The organism is Shewanella sp. SP2S2-6 (genome assembly GCF_031931965.1).
Taxonomy (GTDB): Bacteria; Pseudomonadota; Gammaproteobacteria; order Enterobacterales; family Shewanellaceae; genus Shewanella; species Shewanella baltica.
Window position 1 is genome coordinate 48,957 of record NZ_JAUOEQ010000021.1, and the last position, 22,228, is coordinate 71,184.

General features: G+C 48.7%; 16 protein-coding genes. 8 read left to right on the forward strand and 8 right to left on the reverse strand.

All coding sequences use genetic code 11. The features are described 5' to 3' along the window. Positions 1-38: 38 nt before the first annotated feature. The 4 genes from acnD to Q4Q57_RS14530 form a co-directional block, all read right to left on the reverse strand. Positions 39-2,642 carry a Fe/S-dependent 2-methylisocitrate dehydratase AcnD gene (acnD, locus tag Q4Q57_RS14515; protein WP_311891213.1) on the reverse strand — a complete coding sequence of 868 codons (2,604 nt, stop codon included), beginning with the start codon at positions 2,640-2,642 and terminating at the stop codon, positions 39-41. Between the two features lie 80 nt (positions 2,643-2,722). Further along, positions 2,723-3,850 (reverse strand): 2-methylcitrate synthase, encoded by a 1,128-nt coding sequence (gene prpC, locus Q4Q57_RS14520; protein ID WP_220591338.1) that lies wholly within the window; start codon positions 3,848-3,850, stop codon positions 2,723-2,725. Positions 3,851-3,946: 96 nt separating this feature from the next. Further along, positions 3,947-4,825, reverse strand: coding sequence for a methylisocitrate lyase (gene prpB / locus Q4Q57_RS14525; protein ID WP_311891214.1), 879 nt, complete (start codon positions 4,823-4,825; stop codon positions 3,947-3,949). Between the two features lie 56 nt (positions 4,826-4,881). Further along, a complete protein-coding gene (locus tag Q4Q57_RS14530; protein WP_311891215.1) occupies positions 4,882-5,649 on the reverse strand; it encodes a GntR family transcriptional regulator in 768 nt (255 codons plus the stop codon). A 300-nt stretch (positions 5,650-5,949) separates the two neighbouring features. Here Q4Q57_RS14530 and Q4Q57_RS14535 point away from each other — a divergent pair, with 300 nt between their 5' ends. Continuing rightward, on the forward strand, positions 5,950-6,444 hold the full coding sequence (locus Q4Q57_RS14535) for a DUF523 domain-containing protein (protein ID WP_311891216.1): 495 nt from the start codon (positions 5,950-5,952) through the stop codon (positions 6,442-6,444). Between the two features lie 18 nt (positions 6,445-6,462). Here the strand turns inward: Q4Q57_RS14535 and Q4Q57_RS14540 are convergent, their stop codons facing one another. The 3 genes from Q4Q57_RS14540 to Q4Q57_RS14550 all read right to left on the reverse strand — a co-directional run bounded on the left by Q4Q57_RS14540 (position 6,463) and on the right by Q4Q57_RS14550 (position 9,953). Further along, the gene (locus Q4Q57_RS14540; RefSeq protein WP_012588763.1) at positions 6,463-7,407 is read right to left on the reverse strand and encodes an acyltransferase; all 945 of its coding nucleotides are present in this window, start codon (positions 7,405-7,407) and stop codon (positions 6,463-6,465) included. Between the two features lie 13 nt (positions 7,408-7,420). Beyond that, complete coding sequence (locus Q4Q57_RS14545) at positions 7,421-8,317, reverse strand: acyltransferase (protein ID WP_311891217.1); 897 nt, start codon at positions 8,315-8,317, stop codon at positions 7,421-7,423. Positions 8,318-8,426: 109 nt separating this feature from the next. Next, the gene (locus Q4Q57_RS14550) at positions 8,427-9,953 is read right to left on the reverse strand and encodes a YifB family Mg chelatase-like AAA ATPase (protein WP_006083468.1); all 1,527 of its coding nucleotides are present in this window, start codon (positions 9,951-9,953) and stop codon (positions 8,427-8,429) included. Positions 9,954-10,169: 216 nt separating this feature from the next. On the opposite strand from Q4Q57_RS14550, the gene Q4Q57_RS14555 reads away from it, so the two are divergent. From Q4Q57_RS14555 to Q4Q57_RS14570, 4 genes are all read left to right on the forward strand, one after another. Beyond that, a complete protein-coding gene (locus tag Q4Q57_RS14555) occupies positions 10,170-11,282 on the forward strand; it encodes a DUF1963 domain-containing protein (RefSeq protein ID WP_311891218.1) in 1,113 nt (370 codons plus the stop codon). 693 nt (positions 11,283-11,975) lie between these two features. Continuing rightward, entirely contained in the window at positions 11,976-13,004 is a 1,029-nt protein-coding gene (locus Q4Q57_RS14560) for an ABC transporter substrate-binding protein (RefSeq protein WP_311891219.1), read from the forward strand. Between the two features lie 45 nt (positions 13,005-13,049). Further along, complete coding sequence (locus Q4Q57_RS14565) at positions 13,050-14,834, forward strand: GGDEF domain-containing protein (RefSeq protein ID WP_311891226.1); 1,785 nt, start codon at positions 13,050-13,052, stop codon at positions 14,832-14,834. A gap of 751 nt (positions 14,835-15,585) precedes the next feature. Then, the gene (locus Q4Q57_RS14570) at positions 15,586-16,902 is read left to right on the forward strand and encodes a hemolysin family protein (RefSeq protein ID WP_012090436.1); all 1,317 of its coding nucleotides are present in this window, start codon (positions 15,586-15,588) and stop codon (positions 16,900-16,902) included. On the opposite strand, the gene ilvY is transcribed toward Q4Q57_RS14570, so the two are convergent. Next, entirely contained in the window at positions 16,899-17,771 is an 873-nt protein-coding gene (ilvY, locus tag Q4Q57_RS14575) for an HTH-type transcriptional activator IlvY (protein ID WP_106649164.1), read from the reverse strand. The two genes, Q4Q57_RS14570 and ilvY, sit on opposite strands and share 4 nt — an antisense overlap. A gap of 260 nt (positions 17,772-18,031) precedes the next feature. Between ilvY and ilvC the strand changes: the two genes are divergently transcribed. The 3 genes from ilvC (at position 18,032) to ilvM (ending at position 22,194) form a co-directional block, all read left to right on the forward strand. Further along, positions 18,032-19,510, forward strand: coding sequence for a ketol-acid reductoisomerase (gene ilvC / locus Q4Q57_RS14580; protein ID WP_011848076.1), 1,479 nt, complete (start codon positions 18,032-18,034; stop codon positions 19,508-19,510). A gap of 756 nt (positions 19,511-20,266) precedes the next feature. Further along, on the forward strand, positions 20,267-21,940 hold the full coding sequence (gene ilvG, locus Q4Q57_RS14585) for an acetolactate synthase 2 catalytic subunit (RefSeq protein WP_311891220.1): 1,674 nt from the start codon (positions 20,267-20,269) through the stop codon (positions 21,938-21,940). Continuing rightward, positions 21,937-22,194: an acetolactate synthase 2 small subunit gene (gene ilvM / locus Q4Q57_RS14590; RefSeq protein WP_006083459.1), complete on the forward strand. Its 258-nt coding sequence runs from the start codon at positions 21,937-21,939 to the stop codon at positions 22,192-22,194. The genes ilvG and ilvM overlap by 4 nt, the downstream gene beginning before the upstream one ends. Positions 22,195-22,228: the final 34 nt, after the last annotated feature.

Sequence of the window (22,228 nt, forward strand, 5' to 3'; positions counted from 1 at the left end):
GAGCCTTGATTCAAGACTCGACTCAAGCCTGATTCGATTTAAGCCTGATTCGATTCGAGAAAGTCCTGCGCGAAGCGTTGCAATACGCCGCCCGCCTCGTAGATTGAGACTTCTTCGGCGGTATCGAGACGACAGGTTACTGGCACTTCGATGCGCTCACCGTTTTTACGGGTGATAACGACGGTCAAATCCGCTCGTGGTGCTGGCGTGCCGAGGACATCGAACACTTCGGTGCCATCGATGGTGTAAGTCGCGCGGTTGTCGCCGGCTTTAAATTCCAGCGGTAACACGCCCATACCCACTAAGTTAGTGCGATGAATGCGCTCGAAACCTTCGGCAACAATGGCCTCAACGCCCGCTAAACGCACGCCTTTGGCGGCCCAGTCGCGGGACGAACCTTGGCCGTAGTCTGCGCCTGCTATGATGATCAGCGGCTGCTTACGTTCCATATAGGTTTCAATCGCTTCCCACATGCGGGTCACTTGGCCTTCGGGCTCGATACGCGTCAGTGAACCTTGTTGCACTTTACCGTCAACGATTGCCATCTCGTTTTTAAGCTTGGGATTGGCAAAGGTTGCGCGTTGGGCGGTTAAGTGATCGCCCCTGTGGGTGGCGTAGGAGTTAAAGTCTTCCTCAGGTAAGCCCATCTTGTGCAGGTATTCGCCCGCGGCGCTGTCGAGCATAATGGCGTTAGACGGCGATAAATGGTCTGTGGTGATGTTGTCACCCAGCACCGCTAGTGGTCGCATGCCCTTGAGTGCGCGTTCACCCGCCAATGCGCCTTCCCAGTAAGGAGGGCGGCGAATATAAGTAGATTGCGGACGCCAATCGTACAGCGGGCTAATTTGCTCGCCGTAATCGACGGCTAAATCGAACATAGGCTCGTACACTTTGCGGAACTGCTCAGGTTTAACGCTGGTCGCAATCACGGCATCGATTTCTTCATCCGATGGCCAAATGTCGATAAGTTTGACTGGATTGCCATCATGATCTAATCCCAGCACATCCTTTTCGATATCGAAACGTATGGTGCCAGCTATCGCGTAGGCGACGACCAATGGCGGCGAGGCCAAAAAGGCTTGTTTGGCATAGGGATGAATACGGCCATCAAAGTTGCGGTTACCCGATAACACAGCGGTGGCGTACAAGTCGCGGTCGATCACTTCTTTTTGAATCACAGGATCCAGCGCGCCGCTCATGCCGTTACATGTCGTGCAGGCAAAACCAACAATGCCAAAACCGAGCTGTTCAAGCTCAGGCAATAACTTGGCTTCTTCCAAATACAACTGCACCGCTTTTGATCCGGGAGCGAGTGAGGTTTTGACCCAAGGTTTGCGACTTAAGCCTTTGGCGTTGGCTTTGCGGGCAATCAGACCCGCGGCAATCACGTTGCGAGGGTTACTGGTGTTAGTGCAGCTGGTAATCGCCGCGATAATCACTGCGCCATCGGGCATTAAGCCGGGTTCGTTTTCGACTACGCCGCTAATTCCGCGCTCAGCAAGCTCTGATGTTGGCACCCGTGCATGTGGGTTTGATGGCCCTGCAATCGTGCGCACCACCGAGGATAAATCAAAACGCAGTACCCGTGGATAGTGCACTTCGGTCAAGCTGTCGGCCCATAAACCTGCAGTTTTTGCATAGGTTTCAACCAGTTTGACTTGCTCGGCTTCGCGGCCGGTTAAGGTCAAATAATCCAGCGTTTGCTGATCGATATAGAACATGGCGGCGGTGGCGCCAAATTCAGGCGTCATGTTCGAAATGGTGGCGCGATCGCCGAGTGTCAGCGCCGCTGCGCCTTCACCGAAGAACTCTAAGTAAGAAGAGACAACTTTTTGTGCGCGTAAAAATTCGGTCAAGGCCAATACGATATCGGTAGCTGTAATGCCAGGCTGCGGTCTGCCCGTGAGCTCGACACCGATAATGTCCGGTAGACGCATATAGGATGCGCGCCCTAGCATGACGCTTTCGGCTTCTAAGCCGCCGACACCTATGGCGATAACGCCCAGTGCATCAACGTGCGGCGTGTGGCTGTCGGTGCCAACTAAGGTATCAGGGAAGGCCACGCCATTGCGTGAATGCACCACAGGCGACATACGCTCTAAGTTAATTTGGTGCATGATGCCGTTACCCTGAGGGATAACATCAATGTTTTTAAAGGCTTTTTGCGTCCAATCAATAAAGTGGAATCTGTCTTCGTTGCGTCTGTCCTCAATGGCGCGGTTTTTGGCGAAGGCGTCTTTATCAAAACCACCAAATTCGACAGCGAGTGAGTGATCCACAATCAGCTGGGTTGGCACAACTGGGTTCACTTTAGCGGGGTCGCCACCTTTTGCCGCAATCGCATCACGCAGGCCTGCAAGGTCAACTAAGGCGGTTTGCCCCAAAATGTCGTGGCAGACCACGCGGGCAGGAAACCAAGGGAAATCAAGTTCTTGCTTAAATTCGATAATTTGTTTTAGCGAGTCGGTCAAAACGGCCGGATCGCAGCGACGGACTAAGTTTTCAGCCAGCACGCGCGAGGTATAAGGTAGCTTAGCGTAAGAGCCTGGAGCGATCGCTTCTATGGCTTCGCGGGTGTCGAAATAATCGAGTTTGGTGCCGGGTAAGGGCTTGCGATATTGGGTATTCATAGCTGTGTTCATAACATCATCCATTTCGGAAAATGAAGTTGGCGCGAGACAGACCTTTAACAGAAGTCTCGCGCCAGAGTCGTTAGCTTGGCTTAACGGTTGGCAATGGGGACGACTTTGCGTGGCGCTACGCCCACATAATCGGCACTCGGGCGGATGATGCGGTTGTTAGAGCGTTGCTCCATCACGTGCGCCGCCCAGCCCGTTACCCGTGAACACACGAAGATAGGCGTGAACAATTTAGTCGGAATATCCATGTAGTGGTACGCGCTGGCGTGGAAAAAGTCAGCATTACAGAAGAGTTTTTTCTGTTCCCACATCAGAGCTTCACAGGCAACTGATACGCGGTATAGACGGTCGTCACCGTTGGCTGCCGCCAGTTTTTCTGACCATTCTTTGATGATGGCATTACGTGGATCGCTGTCGCGGTAAATCGCATGGCCGAAGCCCATGATCTTATCTTTACGCTCGAGTTTACCCATTAAGATGTCGCGCGCATCGGCTTCGTCTTTCATGTCTTGGATCAGTTCCATCGCCGCTTCGTTTGCGCCGCCATGCAGCGGGCCGCGCAGTGAACCAATGGCACCAGTGACGCACGAATGCATGTCTGACAGGGTGGAAGCACAGACACGCGCTGTAAAGGTTGATGCGTTAAACTCATGTTCTGCATAAAGAATCAAGGATACGTCCATCACTTTTGCATGCAGTTCAGACGGCGCTTTACCGTGTAATAAATGCAGGAAGTGCGCGCCAATTTGGTCGTCATCGGTTTCAGTGTCGATACGCACACCATCGTGACTAAAGCGATACCAGTAACAGATGATTGATGGGAAGGCAGCTAATAGGCGATCGGTGATTTCACTCTGTTCGCTAAAGTTGTGCTCGGCTTCTAAATTGCCCAGCATAGAGCAACCAGTACGCATCACATCCATAGGATGAGTGTCTGCAGGAATGCGCTCTAACACTTCTTTTAAGGCTTGTGGCAGACCGCGAAGGCCTTTGAGTTTGGTTTTGTAGGCATCAAGCTGGGCTTGAGTGGGCAACTCGCCGTAAAGAATGAGATAGGCGACTTCTTCGAAGGTGGCATTTTCACCGAGATCTTTCACATCATAACCGCGGTAAGTGAGGCCCGAGCCTGACACGCCCACTGTGCTTAATGCGGTTTCGCCTGCGCTCTGGCCACGTAGTCCTGCGCCGCTTAACTTTTTACCTTCTGACATAATGTAATCCTTCCGTTAACGCTATTTGATTATTGCCAGCGCCGAGCACTGGCGTTTATTGGTTAAGGCTGCTGATGTAGGGCGGCAGCTTGTCGGTTATTTATCTTGGCTAAACAGTTGATCTAACTTGTCTTCAAAGGCGTGGTAGCCCAAGTATTGATACAAGTCTTTACGGGTCTGCATAGTGTCGAGCACGTTACGTTGATGACCATCATTCATCAGCGCTTGCATCACGTTCAGCGCCGCTTGGTTGGCTGCACGGAACGTACCCAGTGGATAGAGCACCATGTCGGCACCCGCCTCGGCGAGTTCTTCTTTATTGAACAATTGAGTTTGGCCAAATTCAGTCATATTGGCCAAAATCGGTGCTTTGACTTGCGCTTTAAAGTGGCGATATTGGTCTAGCTCAGTTAAGGCTTCGGCGAAGATCATGTCAGCGCCGGCGGCAATATACGCTTGCGCACGTTCGATACCCGCTTCTAAGCCTTCAACGGCAACCGCATCCGTACGCGCCATGATCACAAAGTTAGGATCGGTGCGGGCATCGACGGCCGCTTTAATGCGATCGACCATTTCTTCTATGCTCACGACCGCTTTGTTAGGTCTGTGGCCGCAACGCTTTTGCGACACTTGGTCTTCCATGTGCACAGCGGCGACGCCAACTTTCTCAAACTCTTTGATGGTGCGAGCAATGTTGAATGCGCCGCCCCAGCCAGTATCGATATCGACCAGTAAAGGCACTTGTGTGGCTGAGGTGATACGACCTGCATCGATCAGCACGTCGTTCATCGAGGTCATACCTAAGTCAGGCAAACCGTATGAAGCATTGGCAACGCCAGCGCCAGAAAGATACAAGGCTTGGAAGCCAGTTTGCTCTGCCATCAAGGCAAAATAGGCATTGGTGGTGCCAATGATTTGTAACGGTTTAGCCTTAGCAAGAGCTTGGCGAAAACGTAATCCTGCGCTTTGGGTCATGGTTTTGTCCTTATCCTTTTCCATTTATGGGAAGTGACATATTGAGCCGTATCAACTTAGCTGATATTGGCTAAGGTTTCTTTTGCGGCTGCATTGGCTTGCAATTCAATTAAGCGTAATTCTGTATTTTTACGCCCCTGTTCGATATGGCGACGCATCAACAAACTGGCGAGTTCACCATCGCGCTGGGCAATTGCTTCGACTATGCGTCTGTGTTCGGCAATGGCTTTAATGGGGCGATTTTTATTGGTGCACTGGTAGCGGTACATGCGCAGCAGGTGATACAGGCCGCCGACTAAGGTTTCCTGCAGATGTTTGTTACCGCTGGCTTGAATAATTTGGTAGTGAAAATCGACATCGCCTTCCTCTTGGAAGTAGGTATCACCTTTTGCGAGCGCTGCTTCCTGCATGGCGAGCAAATCTTCTAACTTGGCTAATTGTTCTGGGGTGATACGACTAGCGGCGAGTTCGCAGGCCATGCCTTCAAGCACGCTACGCAGTTGATATAAATCGTTAAGTTCGCTAACTGTCAGCTGAGCGACGCGGGCGCCAACATGGGGTGCGCGCACTACTAAGCGTTGTCTTTCTAAGGTTTGCAGGGCTTCGCGGGTCGGGCCGCGGCTGATGCCGTATTTTTCGGCCAGCGCTTGCTCGTTAATTTTACTGCCAGCAGGCAGTTCGCCCTTGATGATGCTGGTTTGGATCTGCACCAAAATTTGATCGGCGAGTGTGGTCGACGTTTTATCTGCCGAGGTCGATTTGACCTTATGCAGGTGGGGAACTTGAGTGTCATCAGAAACGAACGTCGTGTCTTGCTTCAACATAGAGCGCATCACTATTAATAGGATTGTCGACAATGGGTAAAAAATAGCCCTCCTTCGACAGATTGTCAACAATGTGTTTACTTAGACGTAAGTCTATATTTCAATGGGATTCTGATTTTATTATTGATTTTTATCGTTTTATTTTAATTTGTTCGTTTTTAATATTTTAGATTATGAATTTTTAAATATTAAATTGTCAACAATGAAGTGGTTTTTGCCGTCCATTCTTGTTGCAGGTGTTGATGGCTTTGGGGGAAATCGTCCAAATGCATTTTGCATGTTTGTCCTTCGCGTTATGCTATGGGCGGAATGACACGCTTGGAGGTGACAGTGGAAAAAGTGTTAGTGAGTAGTTGTTTACTCGGGCAAGCGGTGCGCTACGACGGTGGTCATAACTTGATGGAGAGCAAACTTGTACAGACGTGGCTTGAGCAAGGGCGGATTGTGGCGATTTGTCCTGAATGTACTGGCGGTTTGCCGACACCCAGACCACCTGCGGAGCGAGTTGGACAGCGTATCTTAACCGCTCAGGGTGAGGATGTGACCCACGTTTTTAGTCTGGGAGCCGATATCGCCCTTAAGCTGGCACAGCAAGAAGGGATTAAAGTGGCGATTCTAAAAGCTCGCAGTCCATCCTGCGGTAATAGGCAGATTTACGATGGTCAATTTGCGAAACAATTAATCGCGGGGCAAGAATTAACGGCTGAAAAACTCAGCGCCGCAGGGATAACCGTATTCAATGAATGTGAGTTATCCGCTGCAGCGGCATGGGTTGCCGAACTAGAGCAAAGTTAGAAAAGAACTAGAGCAGATCTAGCTCGCTTGAGTGTGATTAGTGCTGGTGGCGCTATCCGCGACATTTTGATTTGTTTGCAGTAACGCATGAATTTGTTGATCTTTTTCCGCCCACACTTGGTTTAACCAGCGTTGGAACTCGACGCGATACTCAGACTCAGAGAAGTAACGCGTTGGATCGACTTGAGGTACGGGCAGGGCGTTGATCCGCACGATAATCTTGCTGACCTTGCCGTTCATCACCCCAAACAGAATATCGTCAGGCGCATCTGGGTAGACAATTGTCATATCCAGCAGGTTAGTAAATTGCTCACCCATGGCCGATAGGGTAAAAGCGATTCCACCTGCTTTAGGGCGTAACAAATGTTGATAAGGCGAGTTTTGGCGTTGATGTTTATCACGGGTAAACCGGCTGCCTTCAACATAGTTAATGATTGACGTGGGCATATTTTTAAATTTTTCGCAGGCGCGGCGTGTGGTCGCTAAATCTTTGCCCTTAAGCTTTGGATTCTTCTTGAGTTTTGCTGGGCTGGTTCTGTTCATAAATGGCATATCCAGCGCCCAACAACCCAGTCCCATAATCGGCACATAGATGAGTTCTTTTTTGAGGAAGAACTTCAACATAGGAATATGGTTGCGTAACACATAAGTTTGCGCGGCGATATCGAAGCCACTGAGGTGGTTGCTGATCAGCAAGTACCAGCTGTTTTTATCGAGTCCTTCGAGCCCTTCGACGTCCCACTCAATTTTAGCGATCAAATACAAGATGCCACCGTTGCAGCAGGCCCACGCCCACATAAAACGATTCATAACCGCAGTCACCGCATTACGTGCACTTTGCGCTGGCATCACGAGTTTTACGACTCCGCCTATGCTGATAAGCGAGCCCCAAACGGCGGTATTAATGATCAGCAAGCTTAAGCTCAGCATAAACAACACTGGCCCGGGCAGGAAATTCAACATAGTGGCGTTACCTTTATTCTTTATTCGCTTGGCTAGCGAGTTGGCTTAACACTTGATCCTTAGTGAGCCAGAGTTGATTCAGTTGTTCTTGGAAGCCAATTTTAAAATCGCGGTCATTCATATAATCGCCGCGCATCGCAGGATCAATATCAGAAACCTTGATGTGTACTTTAACGCTTGGCAACTTGCCTGTCAGGTAGTCCCAATAGCTTGGCACTGCGTCTGGGTAATAAATGGAGACATCGACGAGCTTGTGGATCTGTTCACCCATGGCCGATAGTGCGAAGGCCATGCCGCCTGCTTTAGGTTTTAACAAATGTTGGAACTGTGAGTTCTGCTTTTGATGCTTAGCCTTGCTGATGCGGGTGCCTTCGACAAAGTTCATCACACTTACCGGTTTAGCCTTGAACTTAGCACAGGCTTTACGTGTAATTTCAATGTCTTTGCCCTTTAGCTTAGGGTTTTTACGTAGCTGTGCCGTGCTATAACGGCGCATAAACGGAAAATCGAGCGCCCACCAAGCTAGGCCTAAAATCGGCACAAAAATCAGTTCTTGCTTGAGGAAAAACTTCAAGAAAGGGATTTTTCGATTAAAAATCCGCTGCAGGATCAGGATATCCACCCAAGACTGGTGGTTGGCTATCACCATGTACCACTCTTTAGTGGAAAAGTCGGTGTCACCACTCAGTTCAATCTTAACGGGATGTAAGCAGCGTTCAATTACGCCATTAACACTGATCCAAGCGCTGGCACAAAAGTCGAGTACATGGCTAGTTGCAGTCCTTAACGAACTGATAGGTATCAGTTTTATAAAACTGACCAACAGGATTGGGATTGTCCAAAAGACGGTATTTATAACGTAGCCTAAAAATGCGATACAGCCTTTTATCTGTGAAAACAGCGTTCCCATCCGAGCCCCCTGACAAAAATTGGAGGCCTATGTTACTCGGTGTCGGCGTTTGGCTCAATCTTAGGCACTGCTGGTCGGTGCATTTGTTAACATTTATTCCCGGGCAAACTTAATATTGCTGGGATAAGCGGGCGAGTAATCTATCCATAGCGCGATAACCCAGTGCTTGGGCAATATGGCGGCGTTCTGTGTTAGGCACTTGTTCCAGATCGGCAATCGTGCGCGCAACTCTTTGTATACGATGAAAACTGCGAACCGAGAGGCCAAGCTTTACCACGCTTTGCTCCAAAAACACTAAATCAGCGTCACTGAGTCCGCTAAAGCGTTTCAATTGTTTCCCTGTGAGTTCACTATTGAGCACGCCAGCGCGGGCGAGTTGCAGCTCACGCGCTAGTTTCACTCGTTTGGCGATATCTTGGCTGGTCTCTGTTTGCGGCGCGGCTTGAGTTAAGGTGCCCGCGGGGAGTTTGGGGACTTCAATGGTTAAATCGAAACGGTCGAGAAACGGGCCTGAAAGCCGCGAAAGATAACGCTGAATTTGTTCTGGGCTCGATCTGTGTTGGCTATCGATATCGCCACTCGGGCTGGGATTCATCGCCGCGATTAATTGGAAGCGACTCAAAAATGTCAGCTTAGCGGCGGCGCGGGAAATCACTACTTCGCCGGTTTCCATCGGTTCGCGCAGGCAATCTAAGACTTTACGCGGAAATTCAGCCACTTCATCTAAAAACAGCACGCCACGGTGGGCGAGGGAAATTTCACCGGGTTTGGGAATACTGCCACCGCCCACGAGGGAAATCGAAGAACTCGTGTGGTGTGGCGAGCGAAAGGGTCGCTGTAAAAAATGCTGCGGTTTAATGTCGAGTCCAGCAACGGAATGAATTGCTGCTACTTCTAATGCTTCCTCATAATTAAGCGCGGGCAATAGCGCCATCATGCGACTGGCAAGCATGGTTTTGCCCGTACCTGGCGGGCCAAGCATCAAGAGGTTATGGTTTCCCGCCGCGGCAATTTCGAGTGCTTGCTTGGCCTGATATTGGCCAATCACATCGCTCAGGCAAGTATGGGACTCGGGCGTCTCTTGGCTTATCCATTCTAATTGTGGCGCTAACGTCGGCAGTTGATTTTGCCCCTGTAAATAAGCGGCCAGACTCTGAAGGTGCGAGCCAAACAATACATTGGGATAGCCGACTAACTCGGCATCGTGGCGATTATCCAGCGGCAATATCAAGGTATGGTCTTGGCGCTTTGCGGCGATAATCGCCGGTAATAATCCTTGGCAATAACGTATGTGCCCAGACAATGCCAGTTCACCGACAAACTCGAGATTTTTTAGGCTATTAAGGGGGATTTGTTCTGATGCGGCCAATATGCCTACGGCTATGGGTAAGTCGTAGCGGCCACCTTGTTTAGGTAAATCAGCTGGCGCGAGATTGACGGTTATCCGCCGCATTGGAAACTCGAATCCCGCATTGATCAAGGCACTGCGTACTCGCTCACGAGCTTCTTTTACCGAAGCTTCGGGTAAGCCTACAAGATTAAATGCTGGTAAGCCGTTGCTGAGATGTACTTCAACTGTGACTTGTGGAGCTTCGACCCCACAACTGGCTCGGGTATTGACGCAGGCAATCGCCATAAACAAATCCTTTTGTTGATCTTTTTCGCTGAATTTGAGTGTAGCAGTAATTAATGGGAGGGGTTTCCTATCGCCTAGGTCGTTGCCCTTCTCATTAGCAAGCCGTTGACTCCGGCTTTGCTAATCGTGTGATAGGCTTGGCAATTTGCCTTATTTGAAGATGGCAAATAGTTGATAGAAATGATAAAAAACAAACATTGGAGTCGTGAGGTAAATATGGATATGTTGTTAGCAGAAAATTCCCCCATTCGTCAGCAGCTGCTAGAGCAAAAGTTGTTGCAGGTTAAAGACCCGCATCTTGCCCATACGTTATCGGCGTTTATTCGCAGTAGTGTCGATCTCTATCCCAGTGCAATCGAAGACTATGCCCAGTTAGGTAACAGCCGACTGGGTGGATTGCCGGATTTGCCTGTCGACATGGATTACCCAGTGACCTTGGTCGGAAGGGAGGAGATGCTGGATGCTTACGCTGAGGAATTCGACCACACTCGCGAGTATATCGAGGAGCATTATTGGTGGTCGGAACAATGGGATTGGGACGAGGCGGCGGAGGCCTTCCGTGTGCCCATGCAATTTATCGCACAGATCAACTGTAGCGAACTGAAAGTGTTACAACCCTACTTGCCCAGAGAGGGGCGATTGTTATTCTTCTTGGAGCGCTGGCGATTCTCAGAAATGCTTCGCGGCCATGTCTATTATGTCGCTGAGGATCAGCAGCTTAACTCTGGGAAAGCGATTGCCGAACTTAAATTCAGCGATGCTGTATGTGCTAACTATGAGTATGAGGCGGCTTATCAACTTCAGGGGATTGCCAGCATTAAGATGATAGCCACTGACATGATTAATAGTGACAACCCGCATTTATTAAAGTTAGCCAAGGCACGTTTACAAGCGCTACCAGAACAGCAGCAAGCTATGGTGCTACAAGCCCTTGTGGATGATGAATTGGCTCCAGAGTGGCAAGATCAGCTCTATTTCTTTGATCTGATGAAAATGAATAAGCATGGGTTAATTCCCGGGCAGATTTTCACTCAAGCGCAGTGGGCGGCACTACCTGAATGGCAGTCATCCAACCTGCAGGAATTGCTCGTTCCCGAGCAGCCGCTGCCCTATTTCGATGGGATAGCCAGCATTAATGGCCATGGTGATAGCCGCTATAAAGCACCCGAACTCCGCGCCGCAGCTGAGTTAGGCGGCAATGCCGAAGATTATCTGGTGCTGTTCAAAGTCGTCTATAGTGAGCACTCGATGCAGTTGAATTTTATTATCCATCGAGACGATCTCGCGTCGGGTCAATTTGAACGCATTTACTGCATTTATGATTATTAGTTCATTGAAAGGTTGGCTACAGCCAACCTTTTTGTTTGGCGATGCGGGCTACACAGCACTTGGAGTATATCGAGACGATTGAAGATGTATGTTGCGACCGATTAAAAGAAGAGTCGCAAGCACAATTTAGTGCCTTTGAATGAATATGAGTTATAAAGGATTGATTCTGGGAGAAATGATTACCACTGAATAGATTGAGTGCTTGATAGTTATATTTAATTATTTCAATCAGTTAATGGAGATTAGTCAACCTATGCCATTATATGAGGGCATCGTTGCACAGTCTCAGTTGGTTGACCCTCCACTGAAAATCATGGTTCCCCTTCCAACGACCTTGATTCAACTTGACCGCTAGGCTGCATTAACGTCTGAGTTCTAACTTGTATTCCTTTTAAGTTCCCGTCATTTTCTCCGTGGTTAGGTCGCAAGACTGACCATAAGGCCGCCACTTACATCCCCATAAACATTCTGCTACTGAGCCACTCGAACTCCTTATACAGACAGGGTGTCGGAATAAATAGTCAGCATATAAAGTATACTTTGTATCATTTTGTGGTTTAATCGAAACATCTGCTGCTGGTTTTAGCAACATTTTGGGCGGCGATGCGGTAACAAGGTTGTGAATCGATAATAATAAAGTGACCTCTTGTGAAGGATGACATTTGAGGGAACATGGTCGAGGAGAACTCGCCTATGCGTTCGTGGATGTTAGCGTGTGTGTTTATCTGTACTGCGGGGTTTGGTGGGGCAGTTTGGGCTAAACTCGATGTTGTATTTTTTAATCCCGGGGCTGTCGATGACAGTTTTTGGGGGGACGTCGACCAATTGATGCTGGAGGCGGCGACGACACTCGATATTAAGCTCGAAATCATTCATTCCGATCGCAATCATTTCAAGATGATCACCCAACTCGATGAGTTGTTAGCTTCTGCAAAAGTACTACCCAATTACGTTATTCTGGTTAATGAAAAACAATCCGCGATAAAAATGCTGCAAGCGCTTTCCCCACATCCTATCTACGTGCAATTGATTTTAAACGATATCTCTATCGGCGAACGTGATGTTTTACTGCAAGATCCCCATTGGCAAGAATATCTGTTACCCGCCATTATTCCCGATAATTACGCTATAGGTTCGGCGACCGCTAAAGGCTTAATGGACGACTTAGAGGGAAAGCAGGCTAAAGTTTTGTTGATTTCGGGCGATAAGTCGACGCCTGCTTCAGTGCTACGTACCCAAGGTGCCAGCGATTATTTCTTTATACAGCCCAATGCCACTCTGACTCAAACGGTTTATGGCCAATGGAGTGACGCAGTAGCTTATGGTCAAGCGCTCACTCTGCTGAACCGTTATCCCGATCTAAACGTGATTTGGACCGCCAGTGATCGTATGGCGATTGGAGTGCTTAAAGCATTGAAGGAAAAAGGCTTAGTCTCGGGTAAAGATGTATTTGTCAGTACGATCAATACGTCACCTGAGATTTTACAGCTTTGTCGCCAACACGCGGTGAGCATTATTGGTGGCGGGCACTTTATGGCTGGCGCGTTAGCTTTGGTTGAGTTGCAATATTATCAGCAGCATAAGCGCTATATTCCCTATGACAATGTCACCTTGTTCGGCGTTTTACTGCCTGATTCGGCATTTTATCAAATGTTAGTTGCTCGGGATTGGCCACAGATTTTCCAGTCTCAGATTTTGAATAAGTTGCCCTTCAAGGCGTAATAACGGGTGTACATGAAGCATCGAAATCATTCTATTAGTCATAAGATGACGCTGACAATTATCGGGGTGAGCTCATTTTTTGCTGTGTTAACTATGCTGGTGCAGCTGATTTGGAACTATCAGGATAGTATCGACAATGCCACGTCGGATATCCGCGAATATTCAGAATCTATTCTGCCGAGTGTGGCGAAGTCGCTGTGGGACGTTGACCGCAGCCTGCTATCTGATTTGCTCTCTGGTCTAGGAATGATGCCGTTAGTGTCGAGTGTGCATTTAGACAGTATCGACGGTGTCACTATGCAGTTGGGTAAACCGCTGTTAACCGACGACGAGTCGCAAACCCTGTTTCATTATCCCGTGACTTATCAAGATCAACTGATCGCAACCTTAACCGTAGGCTTAGACACCAACCAGCTTTACTACGAGCTGTGGCGGCAGTTGATTTTTATTGTGCTTGGCAATGGCTTAAAGACCCTGCTGATGATCTATTTGATCTTGACCTTAGTGCGACTCATGGTGACGGATAGATTGTCGGCATTGGAAGATTTTACTAATAAAATCAATCTTAAATCGCTAAAGAAGTTATCTGTGCCAGAGACGGTGACCGCCAGTCCTGACGAGATCGCCCATGTGGCATTGTCACTTAAGGCCATGTATCAAAGGATACGTAACGACCTCGCCATCAATAAACGCCATCAACGTGCGTTACAGCAACAGCAGCATTTATTGTCGGACTTAGTGAAAGAGCGGACCAAAGAACTGGACTGGCAGTCGCAGTCGAATCAGTTGCTGGCAGAGATTTCGTTGCAATTTTTAAGCATAGACACCTGCAATGTGGATAAAACCTTAGCTGAGGTGTGCCACAAAATCGGTCAGTTGTTTGATGTTGAAAGAGTGAGCATTCTCGAATTTCATCAACAGCATGCTTATTACCGCAGTTTTTGGACCAGCGAGTTACATGCTAACAAGGTCCAAGGGATTTCGGTGGACAACATTACTCAGCTTGCTAAAAAATTCGAAACAGAATCGACCTTAGTGATTGAGGATCTTGAGGCGTTAAAGGACTTCTCACCACAGGAATATGAGGTGATGAAATCCGTGGGCATTTGCTCTATTGCTGCCTTTGCGATTAAAAATGCCGGAGAGTTATTGGGATTACTCTCGCTGTCGACTGTGTCGCGGCCCTTGAATTGGAACGCCCAGAAAAAGAATATGCTGACTCAGTTCGCCTCCGCATTGAACGAGTTACTGCTGCGCGAGCAAAAAGAGCGGCAAATGATAGTGCTGCAACAAGCGCTGGTTTCTGCCAATACTCAATTGAAAGAAATGGCCGAAACCGATGAGTTGACTGGGTTAGCGAATAGACGTCCTTTTACCGAAAGGCTAGAGGCTGTGCTACAGACCAAGACGCCTGCGGGGCTGTTGATGTTGGACGTCGATTATTTCAAATCCTACAACGACACTTACGGTCATCTCGAAGGCGATGTCGTGCTTAAACGCGTGGCGGATGCCTTAGCGCAGTGCGATATCCTGCCGCACAATGCTTTATTGGCGCGCATCGGGGGCGAAGAGTTTGCCTTAGTTGTTGAGCACGTCACGCCGGCACAGTTAACGGCCATTGCCACGCAGTTGTGTTATCTCGTCGAGCAACTCAGTATTCCCCATCAAGCATCGCCGTTGGCTGTGGTAACGATTAGTATTGGCAGCGTGTTTTTGCCATTAAATAAGGTCTCGGGGTTTAAGATGGCCGACGTGTTACGCCGTGCCGATGTTTGTCTCTATCGCGCTAAGGATAAAGGGCGTAATAGGGTCGAAGTTGAAGTGATTTAATGGCATAGGGGCAAGTCAGCCTTGTACCTATACCTATTGCAGTCTTTTGTTGCTCGGCACCAGTTGAGTATTGCTCCATCATTAGGTGCTCTCTGCGCTTAATGATTGGGATTAAGCCTCAAATTGTCCTATCTCCATGCTTAAGTAATGTTTAGGTCATCAGCGTTCGTCATTTAGCCATCCGGCGATATTTAGGCTAAATCAGCTGAGCCTCTTTATGTCACAGACCGCATTCAATCATGCTAACTAATTGATAACATTTGCATGAAACTGTGCTGTAGATCCATCGTTAAGATAAAAATTACTCAAGGTGAGGTAATATTAGGCGGCAAATGAGATATAATCTGTCGCCCATAGTCGATTTAGCGATGCACTCTGAGTGACATCCATGCTGCCATTCTGGACGTATTTCTCGTAACGCAACTAAGCGAAAGCCACGACTGCCTAGTCAATTCCATTGGCTTAAATGTACGTTCTAGCAGCTCAATATCAAAGCCACCGCACTGAGATGTCTTAATGATGTCGAGTCGCGCCTAAGCCGTGAATTTGCAGATATACTCAGAGCAGCCTAAAACGGCAATGTAAGTGCTTTTTATCTTAGGGTAGCAAGGAGCTGGCACAGCCGTTTGAACGGTTTGTAGGCTGGATAACCCCTAGCAAACTGTGCCCCAATTAAATGAATTCAGCTGACTCGCGAGCCATAAAGCGCGGGTTGGTCCTAGTTAGTCCAGTGTTAAATGAAAGGTGTTACATGAGTCTCTTTGATAACGTGATGATTATATTGTGCCTAATCGGCGCGAGTTGTTTCTTCTCTATGTCAGAAATTGCACTTGCCGCTTCACGTAAAATCCGTTTACGTCAATTGGCCGATGAGGGCGATGCCCGCGCAGAAAAAGTGTTGCAGTTACAAGCCGTTCCCGGCAGCTTTTTTACTGTGGTACAAATCGGGCTTAATGCCGTTGCTATCATGGGCGGTATCGTCGGTGAGTCGGCATTTCGACCTTATTTCTATGAATTACTATCGCCTTTGCTGACCGATCCTTGGTTGAGCCAACTGAGCTTTATTTTATCCTTTGTTGTCGTCACCAGTGCCTTTATTCTGGTGGCGGATTTGATGCCAAAACGCATTGCGATGGCGATGCCTGAGCCAGTCGCATTAGCCGTTGTTGGGCCTATGTCTTTCTGTATTGTGCTATTGCGTCCATTAGTATGGTTTTTCAATGGCATGGCGAGCGGCATCTTTAAACTACTGCAAATCCCAACCGTGCGTAACGATGCTATCACCTCCGACGACATTTATGCTGTGATGAATGCGGGCGCCGAAGCTGGAGTTTTAGATCGCGGTGAACAACAGATGATGGAAAATGTGTTTGAAATGCAAACCGTTTCTGTAACTTCTGCCATGACGGCCCGTGAAAGCTTAGTGTACTTTTTACTGCAAGACAGCGAAGAAGATATCAAGCGTAAGATTTCTGAAGATCCCCATACTAAGTTCCTCGTCTGCGATGGTCAGTTAGATATGATCAAAGGCTTTGTGGATGCAAAAGAATTGCTGATCCGTGTGATCAACGGTGAGAATATCACCCTAAAAGGCAGTAACTTAGTCCACACTTCGCTGATTATTCCCGATACTTTGAGCCTATCTGAGGCAATGGAATATTTTAAGAATAGCCGCGCCGATTTTGCCGTGGTTATGAACGAATATGCGTTAGTGGTCGGGATTGTTACGACCAACGATTTGCAGCGCGCGGTAATGGGTGCTTGGTCATTGCACGAGAGCGAAGAGCAGATCATCGCCCGTGATAGCAACTCTTGGTTAGTAGATGGGGTAACACCGATTACTGACGTGATGCGCGCCTTCGGCATCGAAGAATTCCCGCACAATCAGAACTACGAAACCATTGCCGGTTTTATGATGTATATGCTGCGTAAAATCCCTAAGCGTACCGATTTCGTCAACTATGCGGGCTATAAATTTGAGGTGGTCGATATCGATTCTTACAAGGTCGATCAGCTATTGGTTACGCGCATCGATCCTATCGATAAGCTCAACTCACCGGATGTTTAAATCACATCCAAAAACGCATTGACTATGGGATCGTCGAGCCGCTTCACTTTGCAGCAGCAACCTAACTCGAAGGGCGGTATTGCAACGGGAGAAGCTAGTAACTGAATGCGATCCCGCACTGGGCTGTTATTGATTACCACTTCTGGGCTCATGCTTACGCCGCAGCCTAACGCCACCATAGAGGCGATCGCTTCTTGGCCTGACACTTGGGCGTAAATATTTGGGCTGATGCCCATTTGTTTGAACCAGTTATCGGCGCGGCGACGTCCGGGGCCATGGTCCGGAATGATAAAGGGCACGCTTGACCAATCGATGGGCGTTTGGGAAATCTGCTGCTGCACCGCGCAACGTATGGTTGGGGCGATAATCGACAGCGGCACATCGTCGATTTTGGCAAAGTGTAAGCTGCTGGGAAACGGATCGGGCAGGGCGGCGATGGCGATATCGGCGCGATTCTGCTGCACTTCGGCCAGTGCGTTCGCCGCATCTCCCGTGGTTAAGGCAATCTCGACGAAGGGATGTTCTTGGCGGAATAAATCCAATAAACCCGGTAAATGACTGTAGGCAGCAGTGACCGAGCAATACAGATTTAACCGACCGCGCAGTACGTCCTGCTTGAGATCGATACTGTGCTTGAGCGTGCTCCAATGGTTCAAAGTCTGCTCGGCAAACAGCTTAAACTCGCGTCCCGCGTGGGTTAAGGTCACACTGCGATTATCCCGCTCTAACAGCTTAGCGTTCACTTCCTCTTCTAATCTTTGCAGGGCTCGGCTTAAGGTCGATGGGCTCACATGCATCTGCTCCGCCGTTTTGGCGAAGTGCAAACTGTCACATAAGTGCAAGTACAATTTGAGGGTACGAATATCCATGAGCTTATCCTGTTTAGTTTGAACTTAAGCCTAGCTTGAGTGATGGCGTGATTCGGTGCTGCATATTGGTGCCGATATTACTGTCAGTGTTATGAATCCATGATTGCCGTTGACGTTGCGCATAATGCAATATGAGGTTTCGAATATATCATTTTAAGCAATGATAAGCATGGGTTATAGTGATTTCAATCACAACCAAGTCGTAACATTCTGTTAGTTTGGTTGCGTCCAAAATTTCTGACTTATAGGTGGTATATCAGATGGCTAACTATTTTAACTCTCTGAATTTACGTCAACAATTAGCACAGCTTGGCCAATGTCGTTTCATGGATCGTTCTGAGTTTAGCGACGGCTGTAACTACATCAAAGATTGGAATATTGTTATTTTAGGTTGTGGTGCTCAAGGTCTTAACCAAGGCTTGAACATGCGTGATTCGGGTCTGAATATCTCTTTTGCCCTGCGTCCTGAAGCGATTGAACAGAAACGTGCCTCATGGCAGAAAGCGACCGACAACGGTTTCCGTGTCGGTACCTTTGAAGAATTAATACCCGCGGCGGATCTGGTCCTTAACCTGACGCCGGACAAACAGCATTCCAACGTGGTTAACGCGGTTATGCCACTGATGAAGCAAGGTTCTACCTTGTCTTACTCACACGGCTTCAACATCGTTGAAGAGGGCATGCAAGTTCGTCCCGATATCACTGTGGTGATGGTTGCCCCTAAGTGCCCAGGCACTGAAGTGCGTGAAGAATACAAACGTGGTTTTGGTGTGCCAACCCTTATTGCGGTTCACCCAGAAAACGATCCAGACGGTGACGGCTTAGAGATAGCTAAAGCCTACGCTAGCGCAACGGGTGGAGACAGAGCCGGTGTTTTACTGTCGTCTTTCATCGCCGAAGTGAAGTCAGATCTGATGGGCGAGCAGACCATTCTGTGCGGTATGTTGCAGACGGGCGCCATCTTAGGTTACGAGAAAATGATCGCCGATGGCGTTGAGCCAGGCTACGCGGCCAAGCTTATCCAGCAAGGTTGGGAAACGGTCACTGAAGCGCTGAAACACGGTGGCATCACTAACATGATGGACCGTTTATCTAATCCAGCTAAGATTAAAGCATTTGAAATTGCAGAAGATTTAAAAGAAATCCTCCAGCCATTATTTGAAAAGCACATGGATGACATCATCAGCGGCGAATTCTCTCGCACTATGATGGAAGACTGGGCGAACGATGATGCGAACTTACTGCGTTGGAGAGCCGAAACTGGCGAAACAGGTTTCGAAAATGCACCCGTATCGAGCGAGCATATCGACGAACAGACTTATTTCGACAAAGGTATTTTCCTTGTCGCTATGATCAAAGCGGGTGTGGAACTGGCGTTCGATACTATGGTGTCTGCGGGTATCGTAGAAGAGTCGGCTTATTATGAGTCACTGCACGAAACCCCACTTATCGCCAACACAATTGCCCGTAAGCGTTTGTACGAAATGAACGTGGTGATTTCAGACACGGCCGAATACGGTTGCTACCTGTTCAATCACGCCGCCGTACCTATGCTGCGCGATTACGTTAATGCCATGTCATCTGAGTATTTAGGTGCTGGCCTGAAAGACAGCGCAACCGGTGTCGACAACCTAACGCTCATCGCAGTTAACGAAGCGATTCGTGAAACGGCTGTGGAATATGTTGGCGCTGAACTTCGCGGTTACATGACAGATATGAAGAGCATTGTTGAGGCCTAATTGAGTTTTAGCTGAGATTTAGTTGAGCTTAAATTAAGCCCAACTTTGGGGGAGAGGGTTGAGACTCAAAGGACTTGGTTCTCAGCTCAGTTCCCAAGCAATCTCAGAGACTGAAACGCGCATCTTGAGCTTGCTTAGTGATGAATCTGCTTAGTGAGAAACAAATTTTTTCCTGTTCAGTGGGTTGTCGAGCGGGCAAAAACGACATTGTTAGTGAGTTAATAGTTAGTGAGTGAATCTTCAGTGAGCGTTCGATGGTAAATGCGCGTTCAGTGAATGAATCCTGCGGTAGGTGAATCGCGCCGACTGAGGATCAACAGTTAACGTTTTACTTTGTTGTTTTGCATTGTCTCGGCAGGGAAGCTGAATTTTTTTTGACAAAAGATATTTTTTATTGTGTTTGGCTGTCGCTTTATGGTAAAGCTAATAGCTCGCGGTAGGGCAAAGTCCAAAGCGAAACTAACTTTCATGCAATATCCCAATTTTAGAAACACCGATTAGGAATCCATATTGATGTTTAACCAAGCTGCCAAGCTCATTCTCGTGATTATTACCGTCGTGATTATTAAATCACAGCGGGGGCGGCGCATGGCGAACTGATAGACCTAAAAGGTTAGAAGTTTCGAAAGAACCCCCCGCTCCGAAAGGACCGGGGGGTTCTTCGTTTTAGGGCCTAGAGCAAGGTCCTAAGCTTCGAAAGAGTAAAAAATTAGCGTCGATTTTCGGCAATTCAGGACTAACGTAGCGAGAGAGAATATGGAACCAGGGCAGATGATCAGAGGCGCAGATGCGGTAATTAAAGTGTTAGCAGCACATGGAGTCACCACAGTGTTTGGTTACCCAGGTGGTGCCATTATGCCAATATACGATGCCCTCTATGGAAGCCCTGTCGAACATCTGCTCAGCCGTCACGAACAAGGCGCCGCCTTTGCCGCCGTAGGATACGCAAGAGCCAGCGGTAAAACTGGTGTGTGCTTTGCGACTTCAGGCCCTGGCGCGACTAACCTGATCACTTCCTTAGCCGACGCGCTGTTAGATTCTGTGCCTATGGTGGCCATCACAGGCCAAGTTTCTACCGCCGTTATCGGCACCGACGCCTTTCAAGAAATCGACGTGCTGGGCATGTCACTGAGCTGCACTAAGCACAGTTTCATGGTGACAGACGTCAACGACCTGATCCCAACCTTGTATCAAGCCTTCGAAATCGCCGCATCTGGTCGCCCTGGCCCTGTGCTGGTCGATATCCCGAAGGATATCCAAATCGCCCAATTGGAATATCGCACCCCTTTGCTGGCCGTCACCAATGAACCCCAAGCCGAGATGAGTGATATTGAGGCCGCCCGTGCGCTGTTGGCTGAGGCTAAACAACCTATGTTGTATGTCGGCGGCGGTGTGGGCATGGCGGGCGCGGTCGATCAACTGCGTGAGTTTATCAAAGTGACGGGCATACCTTCGGTCGCAACCTTGAAAGGGCTGGGCTGTATCGCCCATGGCACACCCGGCTACTTAGGCATGTTAGGTATGCATGGTGGCAAGGCGGCTAACTTAGCGGTACAGGATTGTGATTTGCTGATCGTGGTTGGCGCCCGTTTCGACGACCGAGTCACCGGCCGTTTAGCGAGCTTTGCCGACAAGGCCAAAGTGATCCATTTAGACATAGACGCCGCTGAGCTGGGCAAGTTACGTATGCCAGAGGTGGCAATCGCCGGTGACTTACGCCAAATCTTACCTGCCTTAGCCATGTCGATGAACATCACCCCTTGGCAGGCCGAGGTGGAGCATTTATCCCGTAAGCACCAATGGGATTATCAACACCCCGGCAGTTTGATCTATGCCCCAGCGTTGCTGCGCCGTTTAGCCAATAAATTACCCGAAGACAGCGTAGTGTGTTGCGACGTGGGTCAGCACCAAATGTGGGTGGCCCAGCATATGTGGTTCCGCCGCCCAGAAGATCATCTGTCCAGCGCGGGCTTAGGCACTATGGGCTTTGGCTTACCCGCCGCCATTGGTGCGCAAGTGGCCCGTCCCGATGCCACTGTAGTTACTGTGTCTGGCGATGGTTCTTTCATGATGAATGTGCAGGAGTTGACCACCATCAAACGCCGCAAGCTGCCAGTGAAAATCGTGCTGGTTGATAACCAAAAGCTTGGCATGGTGAAGCAGTGGCAACAGCTATTCTTTGAAGAGCGCTACAGTGAAACGGATTTATCCGATAACCCAGATTTTGTTTTATTGGCCTCCGCCTTTGATATTCCCGGCCGCACGATTTTCTCTTCCGACGAAGTGGAAGAAGCCTTAACCGAAATGTTAGCGGCTAAGGGCCCGTATTTGTTACACGTTGCAATCGACGATGCTTTTAACGTTTGGCCACTGGTGCCCCCCGGCGCATCAAACAGCGATATGATGGACGAAATGGAGAAACAAACATGATCCACTCTCTGGAATTAACGGTTCAACAACGCCCCGAAGTGCTTGAGCGTGTTTTACGCGTGACTCGCCATCGTGGCTTTACGATTACCCAAATGCAGATGCGCATGAATGACGATGCTAGCCTGTCGCTGGATATGGAAGTCGATAGCGAACGTGCCATCGAACTGTTAAGTAATCAGCTGAATAAACTGATTGATGTGACTCAATGTAAGGTATTGTTACCGCTGAGCTTGCAACAAACGGCGAATGCTTAAGGCCTTGCTTAGGTGCATTTTAGTCCATGATGTT

Bases quoted from the DNA above. Each gene is read 5' to 3' on its own strand.
- acnD (WP_311891213.1), bottom strand. From the start codon at position 2,642: ATGAACACAGCTATGAATACCCAATATCGCAAGCCCTTACCCGGCACC.
- prpC (WP_220591338.1), bottom strand. From the start codon at position 3,850: ATGTCAGAAGGTAAAAAGTTAAGCGGCGCAGGACTACGTGGCCAGAGC.
- prpB (WP_311891214.1), bottom strand. From the start codon at position 4,825: ATGACCCAAAGCGCAGGATTACGTTTTCGCCAAGCTCTTGCTAAGGCT.
- Q4Q57_RS14530 (WP_311891215.1), bottom strand. From the start codon at position 5,649: ATGTTGAAGCAAGACACGACGTTCGTTTCTGATGACACTCAAGTTCCC.
- Q4Q57_RS14535 (WP_311891216.1), top strand. From the start codon at position 5,950: ATGGGCGGAATGACACGCTTGGAGGTGACAGTGGAAAAAGTGTTAGTG.
- Q4Q57_RS14540 (WP_012588763.1), bottom strand. From the start codon at position 7,407: ATGTTGAATTTCCTGCCCGGGCCAGTGTTGTTTATGCTGAGCTTAAGC.
- Q4Q57_RS14545 (WP_311891217.1), bottom strand. From the start codon at position 8,317: ATGGGAACGCTGTTTTCACAGATAAAAGGCTGTATCGCATTTTTAGGC.
- Q4Q57_RS14550 (WP_006083468.1), bottom strand. From the start codon at position 9,953: ATGGCGATTGCCTGCGTCAATACCCGAGCCAGTTGTGGGGTCGAAGCT.
- Q4Q57_RS14555 (WP_311891218.1), top strand. From the start codon at position 10,170: ATGGATATGTTGTTAGCAGAAAATTCCCCCATTCGTCAGCAGCTGCTA.
- Q4Q57_RS14560 (WP_311891219.1), top strand. From the start codon at position 11,976: ATGCGTTCGTGGATGTTAGCGTGTGTGTTTATCTGTACTGCGGGGTTT.
- Q4Q57_RS14565 (WP_311891226.1), top strand. From the start codon at position 13,050: ATGACGCTGACAATTATCGGGGTGAGCTCATTTTTTGCTGTGTTAACT.
- Q4Q57_RS14570 (WP_012090436.1), top strand. From the start codon at position 15,586: ATGAGTCTCTTTGATAACGTGATGATTATATTGTGCCTAATCGGCGCG.
- ilvY (WP_106649164.1), bottom strand. From the start codon at position 17,771: ATGGATATTCGTACCCTCAAATTGTACTTGCACTTATGTGACAGTTTG.
- ilvC (WP_011848076.1), top strand. From the start codon at position 18,032: ATGGCTAACTATTTTAACTCTCTGAATTTACGTCAACAATTAGCACAG.
- ilvG (WP_311891220.1), top strand. From the start codon at position 20,267: ATGGAACCAGGGCAGATGATCAGAGGCGCAGATGCGGTAATTAAAGTG.
- ilvM (WP_006083459.1), top strand. From the start codon at position 21,937: ATGATCCACTCTCTGGAATTAACGGTTCAACAACGCCCCGAAGTGCTT.